This is a genomic window from Kitasatospora sp. NPDC004669 (assembly GCF_040609455.1).
Taxonomy (GTDB): Bacteria; Actinomycetota; Actinomycetes; order Streptomycetales; family Streptomycetaceae; genus Kitasatospora.
Map to the genome: position 1 here is coordinate 67,889 of NZ_JBEXKB010000030.1, position 24,178 is coordinate 92,066.

14 protein-coding genes are annotated in these 24,178 nt (G+C 75.8%); 2 read left to right on the plus strand and 12 right to left on the minus strand.

Translation table 11 applies throughout. The features are described 5' to 3' along the window. Window positions 1-164: 164 nt before the first annotated feature. From ABZW30_RS24275 to ABZW30_RS24315, 9 genes are all read right to left on the minus strand, one after another. The gene (locus ABZW30_RS24275) at window positions 165-2,990 is read right to left on the minus strand and encodes a condensation domain-containing protein (RefSeq protein ID WP_355673278.1); all 2,826 of its coding nucleotides are present in this window, start codon (window positions 2,988-2,990) and stop codon (window positions 165-167) included. After that, window positions 2,987-4,786, minus strand: a complete 1,800-nt coding sequence (locus ABZW30_RS24280; RefSeq protein WP_355673279.1) for a non-ribosomal peptide synthetase — start codon at window positions 4,784-4,786, stop codon at window positions 2,987-2,989. Before ABZW30_RS24280 ends, ABZW30_RS24275 begins: the two co-directional genes overlap by 4 nt. A gap of 73 nt (window positions 4,787-4,859) precedes the next feature. After that, window positions 4,860-6,662, minus strand: a complete 1,803-nt coding sequence (locus tag ABZW30_RS24285; protein WP_355673280.1) for a non-ribosomal peptide synthetase — start codon at window positions 6,660-6,662, stop codon at window positions 4,860-4,862. 27 nt (window positions 6,663-6,689) lie between these two features. Continuing rightward, window positions 6,690-7,865 (minus strand): acyl-CoA dehydrogenase family protein, encoded by a 1,176-nt coding sequence (locus tag ABZW30_RS24290; protein ID WP_355673281.1) that lies wholly within the window; start codon window positions 7,863-7,865, stop codon window positions 6,690-6,692. A gap of 73 nt (window positions 7,866-7,938) precedes the next feature. Beyond that, window positions 7,939-11,025, minus strand: a complete 3,087-nt coding sequence (locus ABZW30_RS24295; RefSeq protein WP_355673282.1) for an amino acid adenylation domain-containing protein — start codon at window positions 11,023-11,025, stop codon at window positions 7,939-7,941. 186 nt (window positions 11,026-11,211) lie between these two features. Then, complete coding sequence (locus tag ABZW30_RS24300) at window positions 11,212-12,483, minus strand: non-ribosomal peptide synthetase (RefSeq protein ID WP_355673283.1); 1,272 nt, start codon at window positions 12,481-12,483, stop codon at window positions 11,212-11,214. Between the two features lie 67 nt (window positions 12,484-12,550). Then, window positions 12,551-13,918 (minus strand): MFS transporter, encoded by a 1,368-nt coding sequence (locus tag ABZW30_RS24305; protein ID WP_355673284.1) that lies wholly within the window; start codon window positions 13,916-13,918, stop codon window positions 12,551-12,553. A 416-nt stretch (window positions 13,919-14,334) separates the two neighbouring features. Further along, the gene (locus ABZW30_RS24310; RefSeq protein WP_355673285.1) at window positions 14,335-15,426 is read right to left on the minus strand and encodes a PP2C family protein-serine/threonine phosphatase; all 1,092 of its coding nucleotides are present in this window, start codon (window positions 15,424-15,426) and stop codon (window positions 14,335-14,337) included. Between the two features lie 190 nt (window positions 15,427-15,616). Beyond that, the gene (locus ABZW30_RS24315; protein ID WP_355673286.1) at window positions 15,617-16,270 is read right to left on the minus strand and encodes a maleylpyruvate isomerase family mycothiol-dependent enzyme; all 654 of its coding nucleotides are present in this window, start codon (window positions 16,268-16,270) and stop codon (window positions 15,617-15,619) included. A 72-nt stretch (window positions 16,271-16,342) separates the two neighbouring features. Here ABZW30_RS24315 and ABZW30_RS24320 point away from each other — a divergent pair, with 72 nt between their 5' ends. Further along, complete coding sequence (locus ABZW30_RS24320) at window positions 16,343-17,287, plus strand: LysR family transcriptional regulator (protein WP_355673287.1); 945 nt, start codon at window positions 16,343-16,345, stop codon at window positions 17,285-17,287. A gap of 7 nt (window positions 17,288-17,294) precedes the next feature. Here ABZW30_RS24320 and ABZW30_RS24325 read toward each other — a convergent pair whose 3' ends face one another. After that, window positions 17,295-18,440: an erythromycin esterase family protein gene (locus ABZW30_RS24325; RefSeq protein ID WP_355673288.1), complete on the minus strand. Its 1,146-nt coding sequence runs from the start codon at window positions 18,438-18,440 to the stop codon at window positions 17,295-17,297. 96 nt (window positions 18,441-18,536) lie between these two features. On the opposite strand from ABZW30_RS24325, the gene ABZW30_RS24330 reads away from it, so the two are divergent. Continuing rightward, a complete protein-coding gene (locus tag ABZW30_RS24330) occupies window positions 18,537-19,331 on the plus strand; it encodes a TioE family transcriptional regulator (RefSeq protein WP_355673289.1) in 795 nt (264 codons plus the stop codon). Window positions 19,332-19,388: 57 nt separating this feature from the next. On the opposite strand, the gene ABZW30_RS24335 is transcribed toward ABZW30_RS24330, so the two are convergent. Both ABZW30_RS24335 and ABZW30_RS24340 read right to left on the minus strand, forming a co-directional pair. Continuing rightward, window positions 19,389-22,493 carry a bpX6 domain-containing protein gene (locus tag ABZW30_RS24335; protein WP_355673290.1) on the minus strand — a complete coding sequence of 1,035 codons (3,105 nt, stop codon included), beginning with the start codon at window positions 22,491-22,493 and terminating at the stop codon, window positions 19,389-19,391. Continuing rightward, entirely contained in the window at window positions 22,493-24,160 is a 1,668-nt protein-coding gene (locus ABZW30_RS24340; protein WP_355673291.1) for a hypothetical protein, read from the minus strand. Before ABZW30_RS24340 ends, ABZW30_RS24335 begins: the two co-directional genes overlap by 1 nt. Between the last annotated feature and the right edge of the window lie 18 nt (window positions 24,161-24,178).

The following is a 24,178-nucleotide window of genomic DNA, read 5'->3' on the forward strand; positions in this document are numbered from 1 at the left end:
ACGAGCACGAGCACGAGCACGAGCGCGAGCGCGACCGGGTCGGCCGGAGCCGCGGACCGGGAGCCCTACGGCGGATCCGCGACACCGCAGCGCCCCGGCTGCGGCAGCTGCGGTAGCCGGGCGGAGGAGTCCGGTGCCGGACTCCTCCGCCGCGTGCGCCGGCCTCAGCCGACCATGGCCGCCAGCACGGTGCGCCAGTCCTCCCCCGGCTCCGGCCGGAGCGCGACCGCGAGGGTCTCCGCCCGGTAGTGCCAGGGGCGGCGCAGCTCCGGGTCGGCGTCGGGGCGCTGGTCCAGCGTGCTCTCCGAGCCGAGCAGCCGGATCAGCTCGGTGGTGAACTCCGCCCAGGAGACGTGCCCGCTGATCGCGTTCACGACGCGTCCGGCGGCGGGGTGGGCGGGCACCGCGCAGGCGGCGAGGGCGCGGGCAAGGGCCGCCGAGTGCACCCAGGCGGCGCCGTTCCAGGTGTCGCGCCCGCCTGGGGCCGGGGCGGGAAGGGCGATGGGCCGGCCGGCCAGCGCGGCCTGGTAGAGCTCGCCGGTGGAGCCCCAGCGGAGCTGGTCGCGCAGGCGCTGCTGCGGGCCCCAGACGATCGGGGCGCGCACGGCGGTGACCGGGCCGCGTCCGCCCGCCTCGGCGGCCTCGAAGAGCAGCTGTTCGCAGTCCAGCTTCGCCTGCCCGTAGGCGGTGACCGGCGCGCCACTCGGACCGCCCTCGGCGACGTCCGTGCCGGTTGGCCGTCCGTAGGCGTCGATGCTGCTGACGAACACGAACGGCCCGCCGGACCAGCCGTCCAGCAGCGCGCGCATGGCGGCGAGGTCGGTGGCGTGCTCGGTGAAGGTGCAGGCGGAGTGGATGACCGCGTCCACGCCCTTGACCGCGCGGTGGAGGCTGTCCAGGTCGGCCAGGTCGCCTTCGGCGATCTCGGCGCCGTGCAGGGTCGGCAGGTGTGCGGACTCCGGTCGGACCAGTACCCGCACCGGGCGGCCCTGGGCCATCAGCTCCTGCAGTACGGCCGCGCCGACACCACCGGTGGCACCGGTGAGCAGCACGGTCCCGGTGCGGGGCCTGGTGCGGGTGTGGGCGCCGGTCCGGGCGAGGGCGGCACGGCGCTCGTCCGCGCGGGTGGCGAGCAGGGCGGCGAGGGCGCGCGGGGTGCGCTGTTCCAGGATGTCGAGACCGGTGAGCGGCAGCCCGACGCGGGTGCGCAGGCGTTCGGCGAGCTGGACGGCGACCAGCGAGTGGCCGCCGAGGGCGAAGAAGTCGCCGTCGGCGGGCGGGACGCTGCCGAGCAGTTCACCGAAGGCGGTGCGGACCAGGTCGAGCGGGCCGGGTCGCGCGGAGGCGCCGGCCGGGGCGGCGCCGGGCAGTCGGTCTCGGTCGACGGCGCCGTCCACGGTGCGCGGGATCCGGTCCAACAGGGTGATCGCGAGCGGGAGTTCGGCAGCATTCAGGCCGCGTCGCAGGACCGAACGCAGGTCGCTGCCGCTGGGGGCGACCGGGCCGCGCACCACGGCGTAGGCGAGCGGCGGACCGCCGGCGGCCTCGACCACCGCCGCCTCGGCCACCCTCGGGTCGGCCAACAGCGCCTCCACCAGCGGGTGCTGGGCGGCGACCAGACGGCTTCCGGGCAGCTCCGACAGCGGCAGGTCGGCGTCCGAGGCCACCGCGTCGAGCACGGCGGCGAAGGCGTCGAGCAACCGCGCGGCGGTGGTCTCGTCCAGCGCGTCCCGGTCGTGCTGGACCAGGCAGCGCGGCTGCGGCCCGTCCTCCAGCAGCAGGGCGAGGCCGAACTTGGCGAGCCCGAGGTCGAGTTCGATGTTCTCGGCGGCCAGCCCGGGAAGTTCCAGCGGCGTGACGGGCTGGACCAGGTCGCAGCTGACCGACAGCAGCGGGGTGCCGTCCGCGCCGCGCGAGGCCGCGCCGAGCCGCTCGACCACCAGGTCGAAGGGCACCTGGTGGTGCTGCTGCGCGTCGAGCAGCGCGCCACGCACCAGGGCCAGCGCCTCGCTGAAGGTCTCCTCCCCGGCCAGCTCGGCCCGCACGGCGAGAGTGTTGACGCCGAGGCCGACGGTCCGGCGCAGCTCGGGCCGGGCCCGGTGGCCGCTGGCGCAGCCCAGGGTGAGGTCGTTCTGCCCGGAGGCGGTGCGCAGGGTGGCGAAGGCGGCGGCGAGCACGACGGCGAACAGCGTCGCGCCGTGCCGGGCGCCGAGCTGCCGCAGTCCCTCGACGGTGGCGGGGTCGAGCGGTGCGGCGTGCAGGGCGGCACGGCGTTCGCGGGTGCCGGGCGGGACGGGCCGCAGCAGCGGCAGCGGCCGGGCGCCGGCCAGGTGGGCGGCGCGGGCGTCGGCGGCGGCGGTGAGTTCGGCGTCGCGGGCACGCTCCTGGCGGGCGTACTCGGCGTACGGCATACCCGGCGACGGGAGCCCTGGCTCGACGCCGTCACGAGCCGCGGTGTAGAGCGCGGCGAGGTCGGCCGCGAGCACCGGGAGCGATCCGCCGTCCACCGCGATGTGGTGGATCGTCAGCAGCAGGGTGTGGTCCTCGGGCCCGTGCCGGAGCAGCAGTGCGCGCAGCATCGGGCCGGTGGCGAGGTCGAACGGCCGGGCGGCCTCGACGGCGAGCCGGTCCGTGCCGTCGGCGTCCACGATCGGCAGCGGCACCGGGGCGGCCGGTTCGATCCGCTGGTACGGCTGGTCGCCCCGGCGGGGGTAGCAGGTGCGCAGCACGGCGTGCCGCTCGGTGAGGGCGGTGAGCGCGGCGGCCAGGGCTGCCGGGTCGAGCGGGCCGCGCAGTCGGGTGGCGAGCGGGACGTTGTAGAGGGCGCCGCCCTGGCCCAGGTGGTCCATCAGCCACATCCGCTGCTGGGCGTGGGAGAGCGGGGCCGGGCCTGTCGGGGCTGCCGGGGCAGCCGCCGGGCGGCCGGGCGCGGTGGCGGCGCGGCGGTTGCGGGCGCGGCGCAACAGGTCGCTCTGGTCGGTGGTGCTCATCGGTCGGCTCCGGAGGTGTCGTCGGCGGCCCGCAGGGCGCGCTCCAGCAGTTCGGCCTGCCCCGCCACGGTGGGGTGGCCGAGGAAGTCCGCGAGGGACAGTTCGACGCCGAGGTCCTCGCGCAGGTCGTCGACGATCCACATGGCGAGCAGCGAGTGGCCGCCCTCGGTGAGGAAGTCGGCGGCCGGGTCGGTGATCCGACGTTCCAGGGCGCGGCTCCACGCCTCGGCGACGGCCTGCTGGATCGGGGTGAGCACGGCCTCGACCGGGCCGGAGGCGGCGGCCGGGTCGGGGGTGGTGGCGAGCGCCCGCCGGTCGACCTTGCCGCTGCCGGTGAGCGGCAGCACGTCGAGCACCGTCCAGGCGGTGGGGACCAGGTGGGCGGGCAGCCGCTCGGCGAGCCGGGTGCGCAGGGTCTCGACGCTCGGTCGGGCGCCCTCGGCGAGGACCAGGCAGGCGGTGAGCGCGGCGTCGGGCTGCCCGGCGCGGCGGACCACCACGGCCACCTCGGCGACCTCGGGGAGCTGAAGCAGCGCGTGCTCGACCTCACCGGGTTCGATCCGGAAGCCCCGGACCTTGACCTGGTCGTCGGTTCGTCCGTGGAACTCCAGTACGCCGTCCGGCCGCTGGCGCACCAGGTCACCGCTGCGGTAGGCGCGGCCCTGGCCCGGGAGCGTACGGAAGCGCTCAGCGGTCAGCTCGGGCCGGTTGAGGTAGCCCTGGGCGAGCCGCCCGCCGGCGATCCAGAGCTCGCCCACCGTGCCGGGCTCCACCGGCGCGAGCCGCTCGTCCAGGACGAGGACACGGGCGTCGCCGAAGGGTCGTCCGATCGGGACGGCACCGTTGTCGCAGTCGGCCGGGGTGACCCGGTGCAGGGTGGTGAAGGTGGTGGCCTCGGTGGGCCCGTACCCGTTGCACAGCTCCAGCCACGGGAAGGCCCGCAGCACCGCCCCGGCGTGCTCGGCGGACATCGCCTCGCCGCCGACGACCACGGTGCGCAGCACGCCGAAGATCCGGGACTGCTTGGCGGCCAGGTGGTGGAAGAGCGCGGTGGTGAGGAGGAGGGTTGTGACGCCGAACCGCTCGACGTCGCGGACGAGTTCCTCGGTGGAGGGCCGTTCGGCAGGGGAGATCGCGACGGCGGCGCCCCGGGCGAGCGGGGCCCACAGTTCGAAGGTGGCGGCGTCGAAGGAGACGGTGGAGTGGAGGAGCACCCGGTCGCGCGGGCCGAGGGCGACCGCGTCCGGGGCGGTGACCAGGTCGGCGACGGCGCCGTGCGGGACGAGCACGCCCTTGGGGCGGCCGGTGGAGCCGGAGGTGTAGTAGAGCAGGGCGGGCGCGGCCGCCTCGGCGGCGTCCGGCACCGTTTCCCCGGTGGCCTCGGTGCCGCGCTCGGTCAGCACCAGGGTGCGTTCCTCGGGCAGTCCGACCTCGGCGAGCAGCGTCTTGTCGCCGAGGACGAGGCGCACGTCCGCGTCGGCGGCCATCTCGGCGATGCGCGGGCGCGGGTAGGCCGGGTCGAGCGGGAGGACGTGGCCGCCGGCCCGCCAGACGGCGAGCTGGGCGACGGCCAGGCGGGCCGAGCGGGCGCAGAGCAGGCCGACGGCGCTGCCGGGGCCGATCCCGCGCGCGGCGAGGACGGCGGCCAACCGGCCGGAGGCGTCCAGGAGTTCGCGGTAGGTGAGGAAGGTGGAGCCGTCGGTCACGGCGAGCGCGCTCGGGTGCCGCTCGGCGTGCCGGGCGATCAGGGCGGGGAGGGTGGAGACGGTGGGGATGGCGGGGACGGTGAGCGTCATGGCTGGTTCCCTTCCGGGCGCCCCGGCGGCGAGGCCGGGGCGCCCGTGCTCAGGCGGGGTGGACGGTCAGGGCCTACGCGAGCGAGGTGCTGGGCATCCGCTCCTGGACCAGCCGCGCGATCGCCCGCAGGTCGGGCTGGCGCAGCAGCAGGGCGGCGCGCAGCCGCACGCCGTACTCCCCCTCCAGGGACTCCAGCAGTCGGGCGGCGGCGAGCGAGTTTCCGCCCGACGCCAGGAAGTTGTCGCCCGGACCGAGGTCGGCGCGGCCGATCAGCTCGCGACAGAGCTTCAGCACGGTGCGCTCGACCGGGGTGTCGCCCTCCTCGACCTCCGAGACTCCCGAGCCCCCCGCGCCCACGGCGACCGGCGCCTCGGCGGCGAGCAGCGCCGCGCGGTCCACCTTGCCGTTGGCGTCCAGCGGGTAGCGGTCGACCAGCCGGACGGCCGAGGGCACGGCCTGCTCGGGCAGCCAGGGCCGCACCGCGTCCAGCAGGGCCTCGACCTGCGCACCGTCCTCGGCCTGGACGAAGGCCACCAGCCGTGCGCCGCCCGTCACCGCGGCCTCGGCGGCGACCACGGCCCGGCGTACCCGCGGGTCGCGCTCGAAGGCGGCCTCGACCTCGGCGGGTTCGATCCGCACCCCGCTGACCTTGACCTGGTCGTCCAGGCGGCCGTGGAACTCCAGCACGCCGTCGGCGCGCATCACGACCCGGTCGCCGCTGCGGTAGACCCGGTCGATGCCGTCCACGCCGGGCGGCACCTCGACGAAGCGGCGGGCGGTCAGCTCGGGGTCGAGGTAGCCGGCCGCCAGGCCCCGGCCGCCGATCCGCAGCTCGCCTGCCACTCCTCTGGGCACCGGGCGGCCCTGCTCGTCGGTGACCAGGACGACCGCGCCCGGGACGGGCAGTCCGATCGGCGGCGCGCCGTCCCCGTGGTCGCCGCCGGGCGCCATGGTGTGCACGGTGGTGGTGACGGTGGCCTCGGCGGGGCCGTAGGCGTTGTGGACGGTCGCGGTGACGTCCGGCCCGGGGACGCGGCGCAACCGGTCCCCGCCGACGGTCAGGTGGCGCAGCGCCAGCCCGGCGGGCCAGGGCCGGCCGAGGACGGGTTCGGCCAGCGGGGTGGGCAGCACGGTGACGGTGATCCGGGCCTCGCCGAGCCAGTCGGTGAGCGCGCCGGAGTCCCACCGGACGGCCTCGGGGGCGACGACCAGCGCGGCGCCGGAGGTGAGGCCGGCCCACAGCTCCATCAGGTGCGGGTCGAAGGCGACCCCGATCAGCAGGCTGTGCCGGGTGCCGGGGCCGAGGCCGGTCAGTTCGCGGTACCAGTGCAGCAGCGCGCCGAGCGCCGGTTCGGTGACGGCGACGGCCTTGGGGGTGCCGGTGGAGCCCGAGGTCAGCACCGCGTAGTGGGTGCCGACCGGGACGGCAGCCTGGTCGCCGGAGGCCAGTACGGCCTCCACCGCGCCGGTGGCGGGCAGGTCCAGCGACAGCCGCTCGCCGCCGGCCGGCAGGACGCCCGGCTCGCCGACCAGGCAAGCCGGCCGCAGTTGCTCGGCGACGGCCTGCAGCCGCCGCTCGCCCGGGCGCGGGCCCAGCGGCAGGTGGACGGCGCCGAGCTTGGCGGCGGCCAGGGTGACGGCGACCAGCGCGGCCGAGTGGCCGAGGCAGACGCCGAGCAGGTCGCCCTTGCCGACCCGGCCGCGCAGGGTCTCGGCGACGGCGTCGGCGAGGCGGTCGAGCTCGGCGTAGCTGTAGCTCTGCTCGCCGTCGATCAGGGCGGGTGCGTGCGGGGTGCGGTGCACCCAGCCGGTGAACAGGTCAAGGACCCCGCCGTCCTGGTGCGGACGGCCGTGCCCGATGCTCAGGGATTCCATCATCGACTCCAGATAAGTGACTAGTCGTCAGTTCAGGCCCATGGAACGGGCGATGATCACCTTCTGGACCTCTGAGGTCCCTTCGATGATCGTGGTCATCCGGACATAGCGGTACAGGAACTCCAGCGGGTGGCCGCGCACCCAACCGGTGGCGCCGTGCACCTGGAGCGAGCGGTCCACGGCGCGCACCGCCGTCTCGGAGGCGGTGAGCTTGGCGAGTGCCGCGTTCTCGGGCGCCTCGGTGCCCTCGTCCACCAGTCGGGCGCAGGCGAGGGTGAGCAGCTTGGACGCCTCCACCTCGGCGCGGGTGGTCACCAAGTGCTCCTGCACGTGCTGGTACTCGCCGATCACCCGGCCGAAGGCGCGCCGCTCACGGGCGTACTCGACGCCGGCGCGCAGCGCGTACTCGGCGATGCCGTTGCACATCGCGGCGACGACCAGACGGCCGCGGGAGAGGCTGTCCATGGCGAGGGCGGTGGCCGCCGCGATGCCCTCCTCGCCGCCGATGACGGCCTCCGGGCCGACGCTGACCTGGTCGAGCAGCAACTCGAACAGCGGCTCGCCGGACATGCCCTCGTAGCGCTGGCCGATCCGCAGTCCGGGCTGGTCCATCGGCAGCACGAAGGCGGTGGCCCCGGCGGTGGGCCCGGCACCGTCGCCGAGGTCGGTGGCGGCGACCACCAGCGCGATCCCGGCGTGCTCGGCGTTGCTGACGAAGGTCTTGCGCCCGTTCAGCACCCAGCCGTCACCGGTGCGCACGGCGGTGGTGGTGAGCCGGAACGCGTCCGAACCGGCCTGCGGCTCGGTCAGCGCCAGGCAGCGGGTCTGCTCGCCGCGCACCAGCGGGACGAGGTGGCGCTCGATCTGCTCGGGGGTGCCGTGCCGCAGCAGCGGGCTGGGGCCGTCGGAACCGGCCAGCGCGTACGGGGCGAGCACGCAGCCGCTGCGCCCGGCGGCGTGGTGCAGCAGCACGACGGCGGTGAACGGCATGTCGGCGCCGCCGAGTTCCTCGGGGTAGTCCCCGGCGTAGAAGCCGAGCGCGGCGGAGCGCTTGCGCACATAGGCCCGCAGGTCGGCCGGGACCTGGTCGGCGGTCTCCGGCAACTCGGCGGCGAGCGGGACGAGTTCGCGGCGCACGAAGCTCTCGAAGGCGTCGACGAGTTCGCGGTGGCCGGCTTCGAGGACGGCGGACGGGGCGCTCATGCGCTCACCTCGCTGCGCTCGGCGGTCGCTTCGCGAAACGCGCGCCTCTTGATGGTTCGCTCGCTCCGCTCCCTCACTTGGAGCCCCCCGCGAGGACGCGGGCCTGGTCGGCCAGCACGGCGTGGCGGAACAGGGTGCGCAGCGGCGGGCGGCTGCCCAGGTGCGGCTCCAGGAAGGCGGCCAGCTGGGCGGCGAGCAGCGAGTGGCCGCCGACCTCGAAGAAGTGCGAGTCGGCGGTGAAGCGGTCGTGGCCGAGCACCTCGCGCCAGGCGGCGGCGATCAGTTCCTGGCCGGGGTCGGCGAAGGCACTGGGCGCGCTCTCCTGCTGCTCGGGGGTCTCGTCGGCGAGCCGGGCGAGGGCGGCGCGGTCGGGCTTGCCGCCGGGCAGGGTGGGCATCGAGGGGACGGCCGTCCAGGTGGCCGGGACGAGTCCGCCGGGCAGCCGGCGGGCCAGCGCCGCGTGCAGAGCGGCCTGGTCGGGGCGGTCGGCGCCCTCCAGGAAACCGACCAGGCGGGGGCCGGTCTGCGGGTCGGTGTGCAGCAGCACGGCACAGGAGCGGCCGCCGAGTTCGGCGGAGGCGGCGGCCTCGATCTCCTCCAGTTCGATCCGGTGGCCGCGCAGCTTGACCTGGTTGTCGGCGCGGCCGAGGAACCGCAGTCGTCCCTCGGTGTCGCGGTAGCCGCGGTCGCCGGTGCGGTAGACCCGGGCGCCGCCGAGAGCGGGGACGGTGGTGAAGCGGGCGGCGGTGGGCTCCGGCAGGCCGACGTAGCCCTCGGCCAACAGGTGGCCGCCGACGACGAGTTCACCGACACAGCCGGCCGGGAGCGGGCGCAGGGTCTCGTCCAGGACGTGGATCCGCACGCCGTCGATCTCGGTGCCGAGCGGGATCTCGCCGTCCTCGGCGACGTCGGCCTCGGTGACCCGGTGGACGGTGGAGGTGACGGTGGCCTCGGTGACGCCGTAGGCGTTGAGCACGGTGGTGGACTCGGTCAGGCCGGTCAGCGCGCGGGCGGGCAGGCGCTCGCCGCCGAGGACGAGCAGCCGGGGCGTCCAACGGCCGTCCCGCAGCGCCTCGCGCAGGTCCTCGCGCACGCCCAGCAGGTAGCTGGTCGGCAGGTTGGCGACGGTGACGCCGCGGGCGGCGAGCACGGCGACCAGCTCGGGCCCGGTGGGCACCTCGCGCTGCGGCAGCACGAGCGCGGCGCCGACGGCGAGGGCGGGCAGCGCCTCCTCCAGCGCCACGTCGAAGGACGGCCGGGCGAACAGCAACACCCGGTCGGTGGAGGTGAGTTCGTAGCGGGCCGCGATCGCGGCGACGTACCCGGCGAGCGCCTCACGGCCGACCAGGACGGGCTTGGGCACACCGGTGGAGCCGGAGGTGTGGATGACGTAGGCGGCGCCCTCCAACACGGCTGCGGGCTCGGCCTTCGGGAACGCGGGGCCGTCCAGCAGCGCCGGGGTGACGCCCTCGGCGGGCAGTGCGAGCGCGCTCTGCCGGGTGGCCAGGACCAGCGCGGGGGCGAGTCGCTCCAGCAGCAGGCCGAGCCGGGCGGCCGGGTCCTCGGTGGACAGCGGCGCGTAGACGGCGCCGAGGCGCAGGCAGGCGAGCAGGGCGACCACGCTGTCGGTGCCGCGCGGCAGCACGGCGGCCACCGGCTGGCCGGGGGTGACCCCGGCGGCGCGCAGCCGGTCGGTCAACTCACCGACGCGGCGGTCGAGTTCGCCGTAGCTGATCCGCTCGGCGCCGGCCAGCAGGGCGAGCGCGGTGGGGTCGTGGGCTGCGGCCGGGTCCAGCCCGGCCGGGGTGACCGAGACGGCAGGTTCGGCCTCGGCCGCGGGGGCGAGCTCGGCGAGCGGCGCCTGCGGCCGGTCGAGGTAGCTGCGCAGCAGTTCCAGCAGGCGGTCGGCCAGCAGCACGGCCCCGGCCTCGCCGAAGAGGTCGGCGTCGTAGTCCCAGACCAGGGTCATCCCGGCGGCGCCGTGTTTCTCGCCGACCACCCGGCGGTCGTCGGGCAGCAGCACCAGGTCGAGGTCGAAGCGGGTGGTGCCGGTGTTGAAGCCCTCGTAGAGCGAGACCTCCAGGTCGGGCGCCTGGACGTCCGGCAGCGCAGCGTCGTGTGCGCTGAACATCACGTTGAACAGCGGGTTGTCGGCGCCGCCGGTGTGCAGCCCCAGGCGGCGGGTCAGCTCCTGCACCGGCAGGTCCTGGTGCGGCAGGGCGCGCAACAGGACGTCGGTGGCCTCGTCCACGGCTTCGGTGCCGGGGGCGGCCGGGTCGAGCCGCAGGCGCAGCGGCACGGTGTTGACGAACATGCCGACGGTGCTCTCGAAGCCCTCCGGCCGGTTGCCGACGGCGGTGCCGATGACGAGTTCGCGGTGGCCGCTGTGGCGGCGCAACAGTTCCGCGAACAGGGTGAGCAGGGTGCTGAACGGGGTGTGGCCGTCGGCCTTGCTGCGCTCGCGCAGCCGCTCGGCGAGGTCGGCCCCGATCGACTGGCGCAGCTGCCCGCCGCGGTGGCGGCGCTCGACGCCCGGCTTGGCCAGCCCGGGAAGGGTGACCTCACGCGGGGCGTCGGCCAACTCCCGGGTCCAGAAGGCGAGATCGCGCTCGCGGGTGTCGGGGTCGACGGAGCGGCGGGCGTGCTGCTCGTACGAGGGGGCGGCGGGCAGCTCGTACGGCTGGTCGAGGACGTGGGCGCGGTAGACGGTGAACAGGTCGCGCAGCAGGATGGCGAAGGAGTGACCGTCGTGGACGAGGTGGTGCTCGACGTGGATCAGCCGGTGGTGGTCCTCGCCGAGTCGGACCAGGTGCCAGCGCAGCACCGGGGCGCACTCGGTGTCCAGCGGCTCCTCGGCCTCGGCGGCGAGCAGCCGGCGGAAGGCGGCCTCCGGGTCGGCCTCGGCGGTGAAGTCGCTGTGACGCAGCACCGGTTGGCAGTTCTCGGCGACCCGCTGGCCAGGCAGGCCTTCCGCTCGGGGGACCAACTCCAGCCGCAGGCCCGGGTGGTGACCTAGGACGGCGGCGAGGCCCGCATGCAGCGCGTCGCGGTCGAGGGTGCCCCACAGGTCGAGCACGGCTGTGAAGTTGTAGGCGCGACTGCCCGGCAGCATCTGCTCGTGCAGCCAGACGATCTCCTGCGAGGGAGAGAGTGCGAACATGGGTGATTCCCTTGTGTGGTGGGCGTGTTGGCACTGCGGTGGCCGGGCGCAGGTGTGGGGTGGTCCCGCGGCGGCCGGTGGGGGCCGGGCCGTACCGGGGTGAGGGTGCGGCCCGAGGTTCGAAGGGACTGGCCTGTCGGAAGGGACTGGCCTGTCGGAACGGGTGGCCTGCTGGAGGGGCCGGGCCTAGGAGAGGTGGTGGCGCAGCACGGCGAGCAGCTGCTCGAAGGCGGCCTCGGCGTCCGCGGCGGGGAAACGCTCGCTGTCCCAGGCCAGACGGACCAGCAGCTCGTCGCCGTGCGCGGCGGCGACGGCCAGCGGCGCGGCGAGCGGCCGTCCGGCGAGGTGGACCTCCCGGCCGGGGACGCCGCCGAGCACCAGCGGCGGGCGCCGCTGGAGGTCCTCCAGGGTGAGCATCGCGTCCAGCGCGCCGGACCAGAGGGAGCCGGCGGCGCGGGCCGCGCGCACCACCTCGTCGAAGGGGGTGCCGGCGTGGTCGAGGTCGTCCCACCAGTCGTCGCAGAGCGTCTCCAGGTCGGCGGCGGATTGCGTCGGCACGGCGTGCACCAGGGTGTTGAGGAAACAGCCGAGCGCGGCGGGCGCGCCGGGCGGGCGGCCGCCCCACGGATAGCCGAGCGCCAGCGGGCCGTCCGCGCGGTGCAGCCGCTGGGCGGCGGCGCCGACGGCGTCCAGCAGGGCGGGGAAGACGGCGCTGCGGGCGGCGCCCTCGGCGGCGGGTAGCCGCTCGGTGAGCATCCCGGTGGCCGTGGCCGCGCCGCCGCCGGCCCCGGTGACGGCGCCGAGCCGGCGCCCCCAGTGGGCCTGGGCGGCCTCGCCGGCGGCGGCCTCCTCGGCGGCCAGCTGGAGTTCGACGGCCTCCCGGAAATCGGCCAGTTCCTGCGGGTCAGGGCCGGGAGCTGGCGGCTCATCCCGCCGGTAGGCCTCGGTGAGTTCGCCGACGAGCACCCCGAGGGACTGTTCGTCGCAGGCCGCGTGGTCCAGCGCGAGGGCGAGCAACTCCTCTTCTCCGTCCGGCTCCTGGGCGATCATCAGGCGCAGCGCGGGCCCGTCGAGGGGCCAGTCCAGCAGGGCCGCGCGCAGCGCCGCCTCGGCGCCGCCGCCGGAGGTTCCGTTCGGTGCGACGGCGATCCGGGCGACCTCGACCGAGGGCCCGCCGGCCCGCAGCACGGGTGTACCGCGTACGGTCGCGAAGCCGCCGCACAGTGCGGGGTGGCGGGCGGCGACCGCGGCGGCCGCACGCCCCAGCCGGGCCAGGTCGAGGGTGCCGCGCGGGTAGGCGAAGAACAGCGGGACGATGTCGGAGCGGGTCAGCGGCGCGAGTCGTCGGGTGATCAGGAACCGCCGCTGGGCGCCGGTCAGCGGGAGCAGCTCCACCGGGGAGTCGGCGGCGGCGGAGCGGTACCGGGCGAGGTAGGCGGCGGTGATGCTGGCGTGCACGGAACGGTCTCCGGTTTCCGGTCTCGGCTCGGGTGCTCGGTCGAGGGGCAGGGTCAGGGGTCAGGGGTCACGAAGTGGTCGGGCTCGCAGCGGGCTGCTCGGCGCTCCGGGCGTCCTGGGTCTCCTGGGCGTCCTGGGCTACCGCGGCCGCAGCACCCTGGACCTCCGCGGTCACGGCGGCCCCGGCTTCCGCCTTGGGCAGGTCACGCATCCGCCGCAGCGGCGACAGCAGCAGCGGCACCGGCACCAGCAGGAATCCCGCCGCGCAGAGCCACAGGGCGGCGCGCGGCCCGGCTCGGTCGGCGACGAGCCCGCCACCGAGGGCGCCGATCGGCATGGTGCCCCAAACCAGGAAGCGCATGGTGGCGTTCATCCGCCCGAGCAGCTCGGGCGGGCAGACACTCTGCCGGAAGCTCACCTGGGCGACGTTGTAGGCCACCGCGCCGAACAGCACCACGCCCGCGGCCAGACCGAACAGCCACGCACCCGCGCCGCCCTCGGACAGCGGCCACAGCACCGCGAACGGCGCGGTCACCACGGTGGACAGCCAGATCAGCCGGGCCTGCCCGACCCAGCGGGACAGCTGCCCCGCGCACAGCGCGCCCGCCAGTCCGCCGAGGGCGGAGGCCGACAGCAGCGCGCCGATGGCGCCGGGCGACAGGTCGAGAACCCGCACCCAGAACACCGTCTGCACGGCCATCAGCACGGCGGCGAACAGGTTGGAAACGGCGGTGGCGGTGGCGATCGCCCGCAGCAGCGGGTGCCCGAGGACGAAGCGCACGCCCTCGGCCACCTCGGCCCGCAGCGAGCGCCCAGGCTCGGGCTCCGGCCGCGCCTCCTCGACCCGGATCCGGGCGAGCAGCAGAGCGGAGGCGAGGTAGCCGCAGGCGTCCGCCACGATGGCGAGCGGCGCGCCGAGCAGCTGGACCAGCCCGCCGCCGAGGCCCGGCCCGGCGATCTGCGCCGAGGACCGGACCGTCTCCAGCGCCCCGTTGCCGCCGACCAGTCGCTCGCGCGGCAGGACGGCGGGCAGGAAGGACTGGTGGGCCACGTCGAAGAACACCGTGGCCACCCCGGTGACCAGCGCGACCAGGTACAGCTGCGGCATGGTCAGCACCCCGAGCGCCGCCGCCGGCGGGATCGAGCCGACGGCGATGCAGCGCACCACGTCGGCGCGGATCAGCACCGGGAGCTTGCGCATCCGGTCCAGCCAGGCCCCGGCGGGCAGGCCCACCAGCAGGAAGGCGGCAGTCTCGGCGGCGGTCAACAGGCCGACCTCGAACGGTGTGGCGTCGAGCACCACCACCGCCACCAACGGCAGGGCGACCAGGGTGACCTGACTGCCCGTCTGGGCCGCCGCGGCTCCGGCCAACAGGAGCCGGAAGTCGCGGTGGTCCAGCAGACGGGCCTGGCGGGGGCGAAGCGTCTCGTTCATCCATGCGACTCTCGGCCACCTCTTCGATACGCGGCAACCGGCGGAACCGTTTCCGGACGAACCGCAGGTCGGCCGGATCCCGCCACTGCCCTGACCTGCCTTGCGCCTCCCATACGGCCCCTTATGCCCCGGCGCCGATCCGCCGCGACGCCGCACCCGCCCGTCGACCAAGGCAGCGCGGCCCGACAGGGGACCCACACCGCCTACGGGAGCAGTGGTCCATTTCACCGTCCGATATTCGGACATCCGGTTTCCGGCCACCGGAGGACGTCACTCAACTTGGCCGGATTCCATGGAGTACCCACCTTCCGTAACTTCATCGTGATACTCGCGTGACCGAGCCGAGCCGTGAAGCATGTGACTGATCGGCGCCCCGGCGTGCGCTATGGCGGGTCACCCCGTGTCCGTTCGGTCGGTCACCCCGTCGTCATTCGGCGGGTGACCGCGAGCACCGCCATGTCGTCGTCTCGCGGCCCACCCGTCCACCGCGCCACGTCCGCCACCAGCGCGTCCAGCACCTCCCCCGGCCCCGCGAACGGACCGAGCGGGGCCAGCCCGAGTACCGGGTCGTAGAACTCCCCCGCCGAATTCCGGGCCTCGGTCACCCCGTCGGTCACCAGCAGCAGCGTGCACCCCGGCGGGAGCGGCCGGGTCTCCGGTTCCGGCCGCGCCACGCCCAGGGCTCCCATCCCGAGCGGCAGCCCCGGGTCGGCCGCGTCCCACCGGCACACCGTCGGCGCACCGCCCAGCAGGTACGGCCCGGGGTGCCCGCAGTCCAGCGTGCGCGCGAGTGCCTCCCCCGGCGGGAACTCCACCAGCAGCGCCGTGATGAACCCCTCCAGCCGCAGTTCCTCGCCCAGGTGGGCGCTCTCCCTGGTCAGCGAGTGCTCCAGGGCGTCGGCGAGCACACCGAGGTCCGGTGCGCGGTGCGACTCCTCCCGGAACGCGCCCAGCAGCACCGACACCGCCCCCACCGCATGCAGCCCCTTGCCCCGCACGTCCGCGATCAGCACCCGCACGCCGTACGGGGTCGCCTGCAGCGCGTAGGCGTCCCCGCCGATCAGCGCCTCGTCCTGGGCCGCCCGATAACAGGCCGCGACCTCCAGTTCCCCCACCCGCCCCGGCGGCTCCGGCAGCACCGCCCGCTGCGCCGCCTCCGCCACCGACCGCACCCGGGCCAGCCGCCGCCCGTGCCGCGACACCACCCGGTTCACCCCGACCCCGAGCAGCGCCGCGAACAGCGTGTTGAACAGCTCCAGATAGCCGGCCCGGGTCCCGATCGACCCGTCCTGCGCGGACACCAGCAGGATCCCGGTCACGTTCGCCACCCCGACGGCCACCGTGTCCCGCAGCGTCAGCAGCGCACCCGCCAGTACGGCGGCCGCCGCCAGCATCGGATCACCCCAGTAGGAGGCCGGTTCCAGCGAGTTCCACACCAGCCCACCGGCGATCAGCAACCACGGCGCGACCCGCACGTACGGCGGCCACTGCGCGGACCTCGGGGCCATCGGCGACCTGACTTCCGTCTCGCCATGCATTCGGAAGGGGTGCTTCCGATCGTAGGCACGCCGGGTGGCGGGCGCAGGTCAGGCGGCGGAAGGGACGACGGAACCCACGCGACGGGCGGACCGGGGGCCGCCCCCGAGGAGTGGCCATTCAGCTACGTACGGTAGTACTGCTCGCGCCCCGCGCGGCCCCCTACCGACCCCACCCGAACCGCTCCGCCCCCTCCCCCGCCAGCAGCCCGCGCGGCACCCGCCGCCCGTACGCCACCAGCAGCAGGTGCTCCGCCCGGCCCTCCACCACCGAGCGCCCCTCCCCGTACGACCACTCCACATCCGTCGCCCGCAGCCGCACACCCTCCAGCCGGGCACCGAAGAAGCGCACGCTCCGCGCCGAGACCGCGCCCAGCAGCGCGGCGGCGCGGGGCAGCGGAAGGCGCGCGGGCATCCCGAGGGCCACGGTGATGTCTAGGCCGTGGACCGCGTCATGGGCGAGACCCGCGATCCGGCCGCCGACCGGGGGCCGCCAGGGGTGCCGCGCGTGGTCGGCCAGGGCGGCGGACAGCTCACGGTCGGTGAGGGCGGCAGCGTCCCGGCGGGCGACGCGGTCCGCCATCCGATGGATGTTCCCGCCGGAGCGGGCCAGCTCCCAGGCCGTCCGAGCCCTTGAGTGCCGGAAACCGGTGCTCACGTGGGCGGCCACCTCCCGCACCCGCCAACCGTCGCACAGCGAGGGCGAGTTCCACTGCTCCGCCGTGAAGCCGGTGAACACCCCTGCGAGTTCCCGTCGCTCCGCCGCGATCTGCTCGCGGATCCATTCCACACCCTGGTCCTGCCGCACGCTCTCCATGGCCCTCAGCCTGCAGTGCCCGCCGTCCGCACGTCCAAGACCGGGCAGTTCTGCCACCTATGATCAACAGTTATGGAACTCCGGCAGCTCCAGTACTTCGTCACCGTCGCCCAGCACGGCAGCTTCACCCGGGCGGCCGAACTGCTGCACCTGAGCCAGCCCGGAGTGAGCGCCCAGATCCGGCAGCTGGAGCGGGAGTTGGGGCACCCGCTGCTCGATCGCTCGGGCCGCACCGTCCGGCTGACCCGGGTCGGCGAGGCGGTGCTGCCGCACGCCCGGGCCGCGCTCTCCGCCGCGGCGGCCGCCCGGCAGACGGCGCAGGAGTTCGGCGGGCTGCGGCGCGGGCACGTGAGGCTCGGCATGGTCGCCGGGGCGGCGCTCACCCCGCCGTCCGCTCTGGGCACCTTCCCGGGGCTCGCCACCACGCTCGCCGCCTTCCGCCAGGAGCACCCCGGCATCGACTTCTCGCTCGCCGAGGACACCACCGCGCGGATGCTGGCCGCTCTGCGTGAGGGCAGGCTGGACCTCGCCGTGATCGGCCTGCCGACCGCCGCGCGCGGGCAGGAGGGAGACGACGGCTGGACGAGCCTCACCGGGCTCGACCTGCACACCGTGCTGGAGATACCGCTGGTCGCGGTGTGCCCCGAGGAGCATCCGCTCGCCGCCGCCCAGGACGTTCCCCTGCCCGTCTCCGCGCTCGCCGGGCACGCCCTGGTGAGCACACCGCGCGGCACCGGCCTGCGGACGGCCCTGGAACGCGCCCTCGCCGAGGTGGGGGCGAGCCCGACCGTGACCGTCGAGGCCGCCGCCCCACCCCAGTTGGCCGAACTCGCCGCGCACGGGTTCGGCGTGGCGGTGCTGCCGGACCCGGGGCCCTCCCCCGACCTTCGGATCCGGCAGCTCACCGACCCCGTCCCACGCGTGCGGATCGCCCTGGCCTGGCCGAGCGGGCGACGGCCGGCACCGCCGACCGCCGCCCTGCTGGACCACCTGCGCGCCGCCTACCCGGGACCTTGACGAACCCCTACCCGGCCGCCGCCGCGCCATCGCCGATGTGCAGCACGGCGGCCGCCCCGAGGAGGGTCGAACGGTCGAAGAGGTAGCCCTGCTGCGGGGCCGTGTCGGTACGGGCACGGGCTTCGCCGAGCGCCGAGGCCGCCACCAACCCCCATGCCCTGTCCGGCCTCTGCAGCAGGGCCTCGTACGTCCCGGGCGCCGGCTCGCCCAAGCCGAGCACCTCGCTGCGCCCGAGGCTCCCGGCGACGTAGACGTACCGCTCGCCCAGCAGCGGGCCGACGATGCGGCCCGCACCGTTCCAGCGGCAGTCCAGCGCCCCTCCCGCCCAACTGCTCGGGGCCCGCTGGAGGTGCAGGTTGTGGGCGAACACCAGGGTCGGCCCGTGCTCGGCCTCGACGGCGCGGATGTCGAGCAGGTTCTGCGCCATCAGCGCGTCCCGCAGCCCGAGCAGGCCGGCCACCCGGTCGCTCGGCCCGAGGCCCTGGATCGCGGCCTGCGCGTGGTAGCGCAGCAGCCCGATCCCGGCCTGAAGGTGCGTCCCGGCCCGGAGCCAGTCGGCACGCGAGCCTTCCGCTATCAACTCGGGTGCCCGTACGTACAGTTGGATCAGCATGTCGTCGGCGACGCGGCGCAGCGTCCCGGCCTCGGCCGTGGCGCCGGGCGAGCTCGCCGCGTCCAGCACCGCCTCCTCGCGGCTCCAACGCTCGTCCTCGCCTGTCAACGCCGCGATGTCGACATCGAGTTGGAGGTAGTCGCGGGCGTGTTCGAGATAGCCGCGGGGGCTGGGGGCCATGGTGTTCTCGGTCGGAATGTCGAAGCCGTGGCAGGCCAGCCGCTCCCCGGGCTCCCGGTCGCGGTTGAACTCCCGCATCCAGGCGACGAGTCGGCGGTTTCCGGGCTGGGTGCCGAAGCCGTGCGTGAAGCCCTCGGCCAGCACCGCGTCGAGGGTGCCCGGGCCGCCCTGGACGTAGTCGTCCACGGCGAGCGCGGCCACCCGGTCGGTCTCCAGGGCGATCGACCGGTAGCCCCGCTCGACCAGTCGGGCGAAGAGTTCGTTGCGGACCCGCCCGAAGGCCGGTTCCTGGTGCGTCGGCTCGCCGAGCGCCAGCAGTTCGCAGGAGGGGGTGAGGAAGTCTCGGATGTCCTGACTCATGGACCTCAAGCGTATCCTTGAAGGCTCGGTTGAGACTTTCAGCGACAGCACCCCTCAACCACGGGGAAAAGTCTCAAACGAGAGGCCAACACCACCATGCGCCCCGCCGACCTCGCACGCGAACACGGCCTCTCGACCCAGGCCGTCCGCAACTACGAACGCGACGGCTTCCTCCCGCCCGCCGAGCGCACCCCCAGCGGCTACCGGATCTACACCGAACCGCACGCCGCCGCCCTGCGCGCCTACCTCGCCCTGGTCGCCGCGTACGGGCACGCCACCGGCGGCCGGATCATGACCGCCGTCCACGCCGACCGCCTCGACGAGGCCCTGACCGCCGTCGACCAGGGCCACGCCCGACTCCTGCGCGACCGCGAGACCCTCACCGCCGTTCGCCGAGCCGTCGACCACCTGACGGCCGAGCCCACGGTGCGACCCCCACGCGTCCCCGGCCCGCTCGGCATCGGCGACCTCGCCCACCGCCTCGCCCTGACCCCCGCCACCCTGCGCACCTGGGAGGCCGCCGGCATCCTCACCCCACCCCGCGACCGCATCACCGGCCACCGCCGCTACGGCCCCGACGACGTCCGCGACGCCGAACTCGCCCATCTCCTCCGCCGCGGCGGCTACCCACTGCCCCACATCGCCACCGTGCTGGAGCAGGTCCGCACGGCGGGCGGAACGGACTCCCTGGCCGACGCCCTCGACGCCTGGCACCACCGCCTCACCACCCGCGGCCGCGCGATGCTCACCGCCGCCACCCGCCTCGACGCCTACCTCGCCCTCGGGACCGGCGGCCTCGCACAGCGCCGAGGAGACCCCGCCCGACAGGCGGCTCCACACCCCTGCGACGGGGCGCTGTGCCCGGCGGCGGAGGAACCGGCTCGGCCCTGACCGCGCGTCGGGGTCGGAGCCTACTCGCACGACGGACGAGCACAGCCCTGAAGCAGGTCACCGAGCCACCGTGACGCGCAGGTTGGCGAGCAGCCGCGTACCGTCCGCGCTGACCGCGAGCACCCGGCCGGTGCGGTGCCAACAGGTGATCGCGCCGCCGTGCGCCCGCAGGCCCATCGGCGTGGCCGCCGCCCCGGGCACGACGGCGGTGAAGGCGGCGCCGGTGGCCGCTCCGACGGTGACGCGCAGGCCGCCCTCGGACGGGGACGCGAACAGCCAGTGGGCGCCGTCCGCGGCGAGGACGACCCGGCCGGGGACGGTCTGTTCGGCCGTGCCGCTGCCGCTCCAGCGGAGCACGCTCCGGCCTGGGGTGTCGCTGGGTGCGGCGGCGAGCATGCGTCCGTCGGCGAGGGTCGCGGCGCCGACGGCGTCGGTCGGGTTGACCGCCGTACGGGCGCGCAGCTCCCAGCCCGGCTGGTCCCAGCGCCACAGTTCGGTCAGTTCGGCGGCGTGGGCGCCGGCCCGGGTGCGCACCAGGGCCGCGCAGCTGTCGGGGGTGCGGGCGATCCGGCTCAAGGTGACCTGGTCGCCGCCGAGTTCGCGGTGGACGACGGTCGGGCGCGGGGTGAGCGTGTCGAGCACGGCGATGCCGTCCTGGTCGACGGCGAGCAGGTGGCGGCCGTCGTAGGAGGGGACGAGCTGACGTACCCGCAGCGCTGTCCAGCGTTCGACCTTGCGGGTGGCGAGGTCGAGCCGGAACAGCTCGCGGACCTCGCCGTAGCGGGCGACCAGCAGCGCGGTGCCGCCGTGGTCGGCGAGGACCAGCTGGTCGGCGGGCACATCCCAGCGAGCGCGGGTGCGGCCGTCCGGGCCGACCAGCCGGACGCCCGCCTGGCCGCAGGCCACCAGCACGGCTCCTGAGTCCAGGCGGGCCGCGTCCAGGACGGGCAGGGTGCCGGGGCGGTCGGCGGCGGTGACCAGCAGCGGGCCGCCGCCGGCTCGGGCGGGTCGCGGCTGCGCCAGGTCGGCGGCGACCAGCGGGTCGGCGCGCTTCGACAGCCGGGTGTGCACGGCGGCGGCGCCGCGCGCGTCGCGGTGTCCGGCGAGCCCGTCGGTGCGGACCAGGGAGCGTACGGCGGCGGTGGCGAGTTCACGGTCCAGGACCGGGTCGGCGCACCGCAGGTCGGCGAGGGCGGTGAGGGCGGCGGCGCGCTCGGCGCCCGACCCGTCGGTGCCCTCGGCGCGCTCGGCGGCCTCGGCTGCCAGCAGTGCCCGCACGGGTTCCGTGACGTCCTCGCCCAGGGCCAGCAGGTGGACCAGGGCGCGACCGCGCGCCGCCCCGCCCAGTTCCAGCGCCTCCCGCAGATCGCCGACCAGCCCCGGGCGTAGCGTCTCGTCCGGCCAGGCGGCGTCGACCGCGCCGAGCCGGTCGCCCGCCCGGCGGCGGTGCTCCGCCCAGGCGGTGCGCAGTTCGCGGGCGGCCGCCGGGTCGGTCTCGGTGAGGCGCTCGACGGCGGTGGCGAAGGCGCCGCGCCGCTGGGCGATCCGTACGGCCCGCTCGCGCTGACCGGCCCGCCACCAGAGCCGGACCACCAGCTCCGCCGCCAGCCCGCGCCCCTCGGCGAGTTCGGCGGCCTGCGTGGAACGGCCGTGCCGGTCCAGCAGGGCGACGGCCTCGGCGGGCGCGGCCAGCAGGTCGGCGAGGACGTAGGCGGCCTCGTCGATCCGCCCTTCCCGTTCCAGTGCCTCGGCGGCCTCCCGGTAGAGGTCGGTGAGGAGCTGGTGGACGGTCGGCCCGCTGATCGGCGAGGCCATCGGCGTCCCGCCGCGCTCCTGCGGGCTGGGCCGCAGCTCGCCCGCGTACCGGTCGGGCAGGCGCAAGGACAGCAGCCCCGACCGCGGTGTGCCCTCGGCCAGCGGGAGGGCGTCGCGCAGGGCGTCCTCCCAGCGGCGCCGCCGGAACGAGCGGGTGAGCTGGTCCAGGTAGCGGACGTGCCGCTCCTGGAACAGCGGGCCGACGGGGGTGCGCAGGGCGAGCATGGCCAGCCACTGTCCGCGCGGGCGCCGGGACGGGCGCTGCCGCGCCGGGGCGGTTCCGGAGCCGGCTCTGCGGGCGGCCGCCTGCGCCCGCCGGGCGGCGCGGGCGGCCTTCACCCGCTCCTCCTGGGCGGAGCGGGCGCGCTCGGCGACGACGGGGATCCGCGGCAGCACGGACACGGCGACCCCGCAGGCCCCGAGGAGCGTCAGCAGGAGCAGTCCGCCGGCGAATCCCGTGGTGATGAGCCCGGCGACGCCGAACAGGAGGCACAGGAGGGCGGGGACGAAGAAGGACCACCACTCGCGTCCCCCGGCGGGTCGCTGCGCCGTCGCGGCCGCGACCCGCCCGCGACGGGCCTCGGCGAGCCCGCTCCGGACGGTCCGGACGCTTCGGCCGGTCCGGACGCTTCGGCCGGTCCGGCCCTTACGGCCGTAACGGCTGCTCCGGGTTCGGGCGTACGGCGCGACCGACAGCCCGACGAACGCGCCGATGCCGACCGGGATGATGATCGGGACGGTGGTGGACCTGTCGTAGGTGGTCAGCGCGAGGTAGAGCACCAGGAACACGACCACGCCGACGACGAGCAGCTGCCAGGACGGTCGCGTTCGCCCCGCCGTTCCGCGGCGCTCGCCCAGCAGCCGTCCGGCACGCTCGCTGGGCTCGGCGATGCCGGCCGCGGCCCGCAGGTCCATGGCGGGCGGGCGCGGGAGGTCGGTCTCGGCCGTGTCCGCCACGACGGGGGTTCCGACCGGCGCCAGCCGGTGGAGGGTGAGGCCGCTCAGGTCCAGCCAGTCCGACGGGTCCAAAGCGCGAAGCCCGGACATGACATGACGTTCCGTCACACCACCGACAGCCAGGGCGACTTCACCCGAGGAGCCGCCCGACGCCCCGGCCGCGACCAGTGCCCCACCGGCAGCTCGCAGCGGCTCGCCGGGCGCGCGGTCGACGCGGGTCCGAACCGGTTCGGCCAGGGTCAACAGCCAGCGACCGTCCGGCAGTTCGGAGAGCCGCGCGCCGTCCTGCCAGTGCGCGAGGATGCGCTCGGCCGCCTCGGCGGCGCCGATCACCGGCACGTCGAGCACGAACCCGACCGCGTCGACGGGCGATGTCACGGAGGAACTCATCAGTCGGTGCTCCTGATCACAGCGTGCGACCGCCCGCTGACCGCGTGGGCCACCACCACCCGGCCCGGGCGCGGTTCGGCGGCGATCAGCGGCAGCCGGGGGTGGACGGCGGGGGCGGTCGAGCCGCCGGACAGGCCGGTGAGCGTCCGGACGCCGTCGGCGCGGACGGAACGGACCAGCCCGGCGGCGGTGGTGCGGGTGATCAGCACGGGTTCGGTGCCGTCCTCGACCAGCCCGATCACCTCGGCCGCCCCGTCCCCGAGGACGATCCGCCGGCTCCCGTTCATGCCGCGCACCTCCCACTCCCGCCCGTCGGCGGACCAGCCGACCGAGCCCGCGCCGTGCACCAGGTGCTCCGCCTCGGCCGCCGCGCGCGGCACCGGGGTGGCCGACAGCCTGGGCTCGCGTGCCCGGCAGAACGGCCGCCCACCCTCGGTGGAGACCACCGGCCCGTCGGTGCCCACCCGGCCACCGGGGGCGATCCGCCGCCACTGGCCGGCCAGCGGCAGCAGTAGGTCGTCGCCCTCGCGCACCAGCGGCAGCACGGGCTGTGCCATCAGCTCGGCGAACTCGGCGGAGCCGGTCCTGGGCAGGTCGACGTCCACCGTCCTGGCCTTGTAGCGGTCGGGGTCGCCCAGCGCGCGGCCGCTCACATGCAGCGTCAGCCGGTCGGCGTGGATGTACAGCACCAGCAGCCGCCCGCCCTGGCGTCCGGCCGCGACGACCGGGCCGGGCAGCTGGTGGCGGCGCGGCCGCGCGGCGCCGTCGACGGCTCCACCGCCCGCCAGTCCCAGGGCGATCAGCACGGAGGACTCCCGGCCCCGGGCGAGCAGGGTGCTGGCGCCGGTGGTGAAGGCGGGCAGCGCGCCCCCGATGCCGGGCAGCGGCGCGCTCAGGTCCGCCGAGTTGCCGAACTCGGCGCCGCGCAGGGTCCGTACCGCGATCCTCGCCGGGGGCAGCGGGAGTTCCACGGCCGGTTCGCCGTTCACCCGGACCCGGACCTGCCCGACCCCGTCGGCGCTCCAGGAGGCCTCCTCACTGGACACCGTCCGCCTCCGGGCGGGCAGTTGAGCCGCGAGGCGAGGCGAGGTGAGCAGCCAGGTCCGGGCGGCGGCGTCCAGCGCCCGCTCCGCGTAGCGGACGTCCTCGGGGGTGGGGTCGCCGTGCCGCCGGGCCTTGAGCCAGCGCGGCAGGAGCTCGGCGAGGTCGCCGCCGATCAGCTGCCCGGGCGGATCCCCGAGCACGCCGACCAGCAGCTCGCTGCCGTGGGCGGCGGCGCGTCGGTGCAGTACCAGCAGCGCGGCCAACTGGACCAGCCTGGCGGCTCCCGCCTGCGCCGGGCCGGCGTCCACCAGCGCGACGACCTGGCCCCGGCTGACCGGCTCGTTCAACTCGGGTGCCAGGTGGAGCAGTTCGTTGTCGCTCCAGCGGCGCAGGAACTCCTCGGGGACCTCCTCGGCGAGCAGCCACTCGGAGGGCAGCAGCTGCTCCGGCCGCCCGCTGCGCGCCAGCCCGCCGTACCCGTCCGGCTCCCCCTCGGCCCCGGCGACAAACTCACGCTCGCCGATCAGCGCGTCCAGGCGACGCAGCAACGGGCCCAGCGCGGTGGCGAGTTCGGGCGTGAGCGCGGAGAGCGTCGCGGCCCACGGCGCGAGCGCGGTGGTCATGCCGGGGCTCCGTTGCCG

What these genes read in the sequence shown, in the direction of transcription:
- ABZW30_RS24275 (WP_355673278.1), bottom strand. Translation starts at nt 2,990, where the DNA reads ATGAGCACCACCGACCAGAGCGACCTGTTGCGCCGCGCCCGCAACCGC.
- ABZW30_RS24280 (WP_355673279.1), bottom strand. Translation starts at nt 4,786, where the DNA reads ATGACGCTCACCGTCCCCGCCATCCCCACCGTCTCCACCCTCCCCGCC.
- ABZW30_RS24285 (WP_355673280.1), bottom strand. Translation starts at nt 6,662, where the DNA reads ATGGAATCCCTGAGCATCGGGCACGGCCGTCCGCACCAGGACGGCGGG.
- ABZW30_RS24290 (WP_355673281.1), bottom strand. Translation starts at nt 7,865, where the DNA reads ATGAGCGCCCCGTCCGCCGTCCTCGAAGCCGGCCACCGCGAACTCGTC.
- ABZW30_RS24295 (WP_355673282.1), bottom strand. Translation starts at nt 11,025, where the DNA reads ATGTTCGCACTCTCTCCCTCGCAGGAGATCGTCTGGCTGCACGAGCAG.
- ABZW30_RS24305 (WP_355673284.1), bottom strand. Translation starts at nt 13,918, where the DNA reads ATGAACGAGACGCTTCGCCCCCGCCAGGCCCGTCTGCTGGACCACCGC.
- ABZW30_RS24310 (WP_355673285.1), bottom strand. Translation starts at nt 15,426, where the DNA reads ATGGCCCCGAGGTCCGCGCAGTGGCCGCCGTACGTGCGGGTCGCGCCG.
- ABZW30_RS24315 (WP_355673286.1), bottom strand. Translation starts at nt 16,270, where the DNA reads ATGGAGAGCGTGCGGCAGGACCAGGGTGTGGAATGGATCCGCGAGCAG.
- ABZW30_RS24320 (WP_355673287.1), top strand. Translation starts at nt 16,343, where the DNA reads ATGGAACTCCGGCAGCTCCAGTACTTCGTCACCGTCGCCCAGCACGGC.
- ABZW30_RS24325 (WP_355673288.1), bottom strand. Translation starts at nt 18,440, where the DNA reads ATGAGTCAGGACATCCGAGACTTCCTCACCCCCTCCTGCGAACTGCTG.
- ABZW30_RS24330 (WP_355673289.1), top strand. Translation starts at nt 18,537, where the DNA reads ATGCGCCCCGCCGACCTCGCACGCGAACACGGCCTCTCGACCCAGGCC.
- ABZW30_RS24335 (WP_355673290.1), bottom strand. Translation starts at nt 22,493, where the DNA reads ATGAGTTCCTCCGTGACATCGCCCGTCGACGCGGTCGGGTTCGTGCTC.
- ABZW30_RS24340 (WP_355673291.1), bottom strand. Translation starts at nt 24,160, where the DNA reads ATGACCACCGCGCTCGCGCCGTGGGCCGCGACGCTCTCCGCGCTCACG.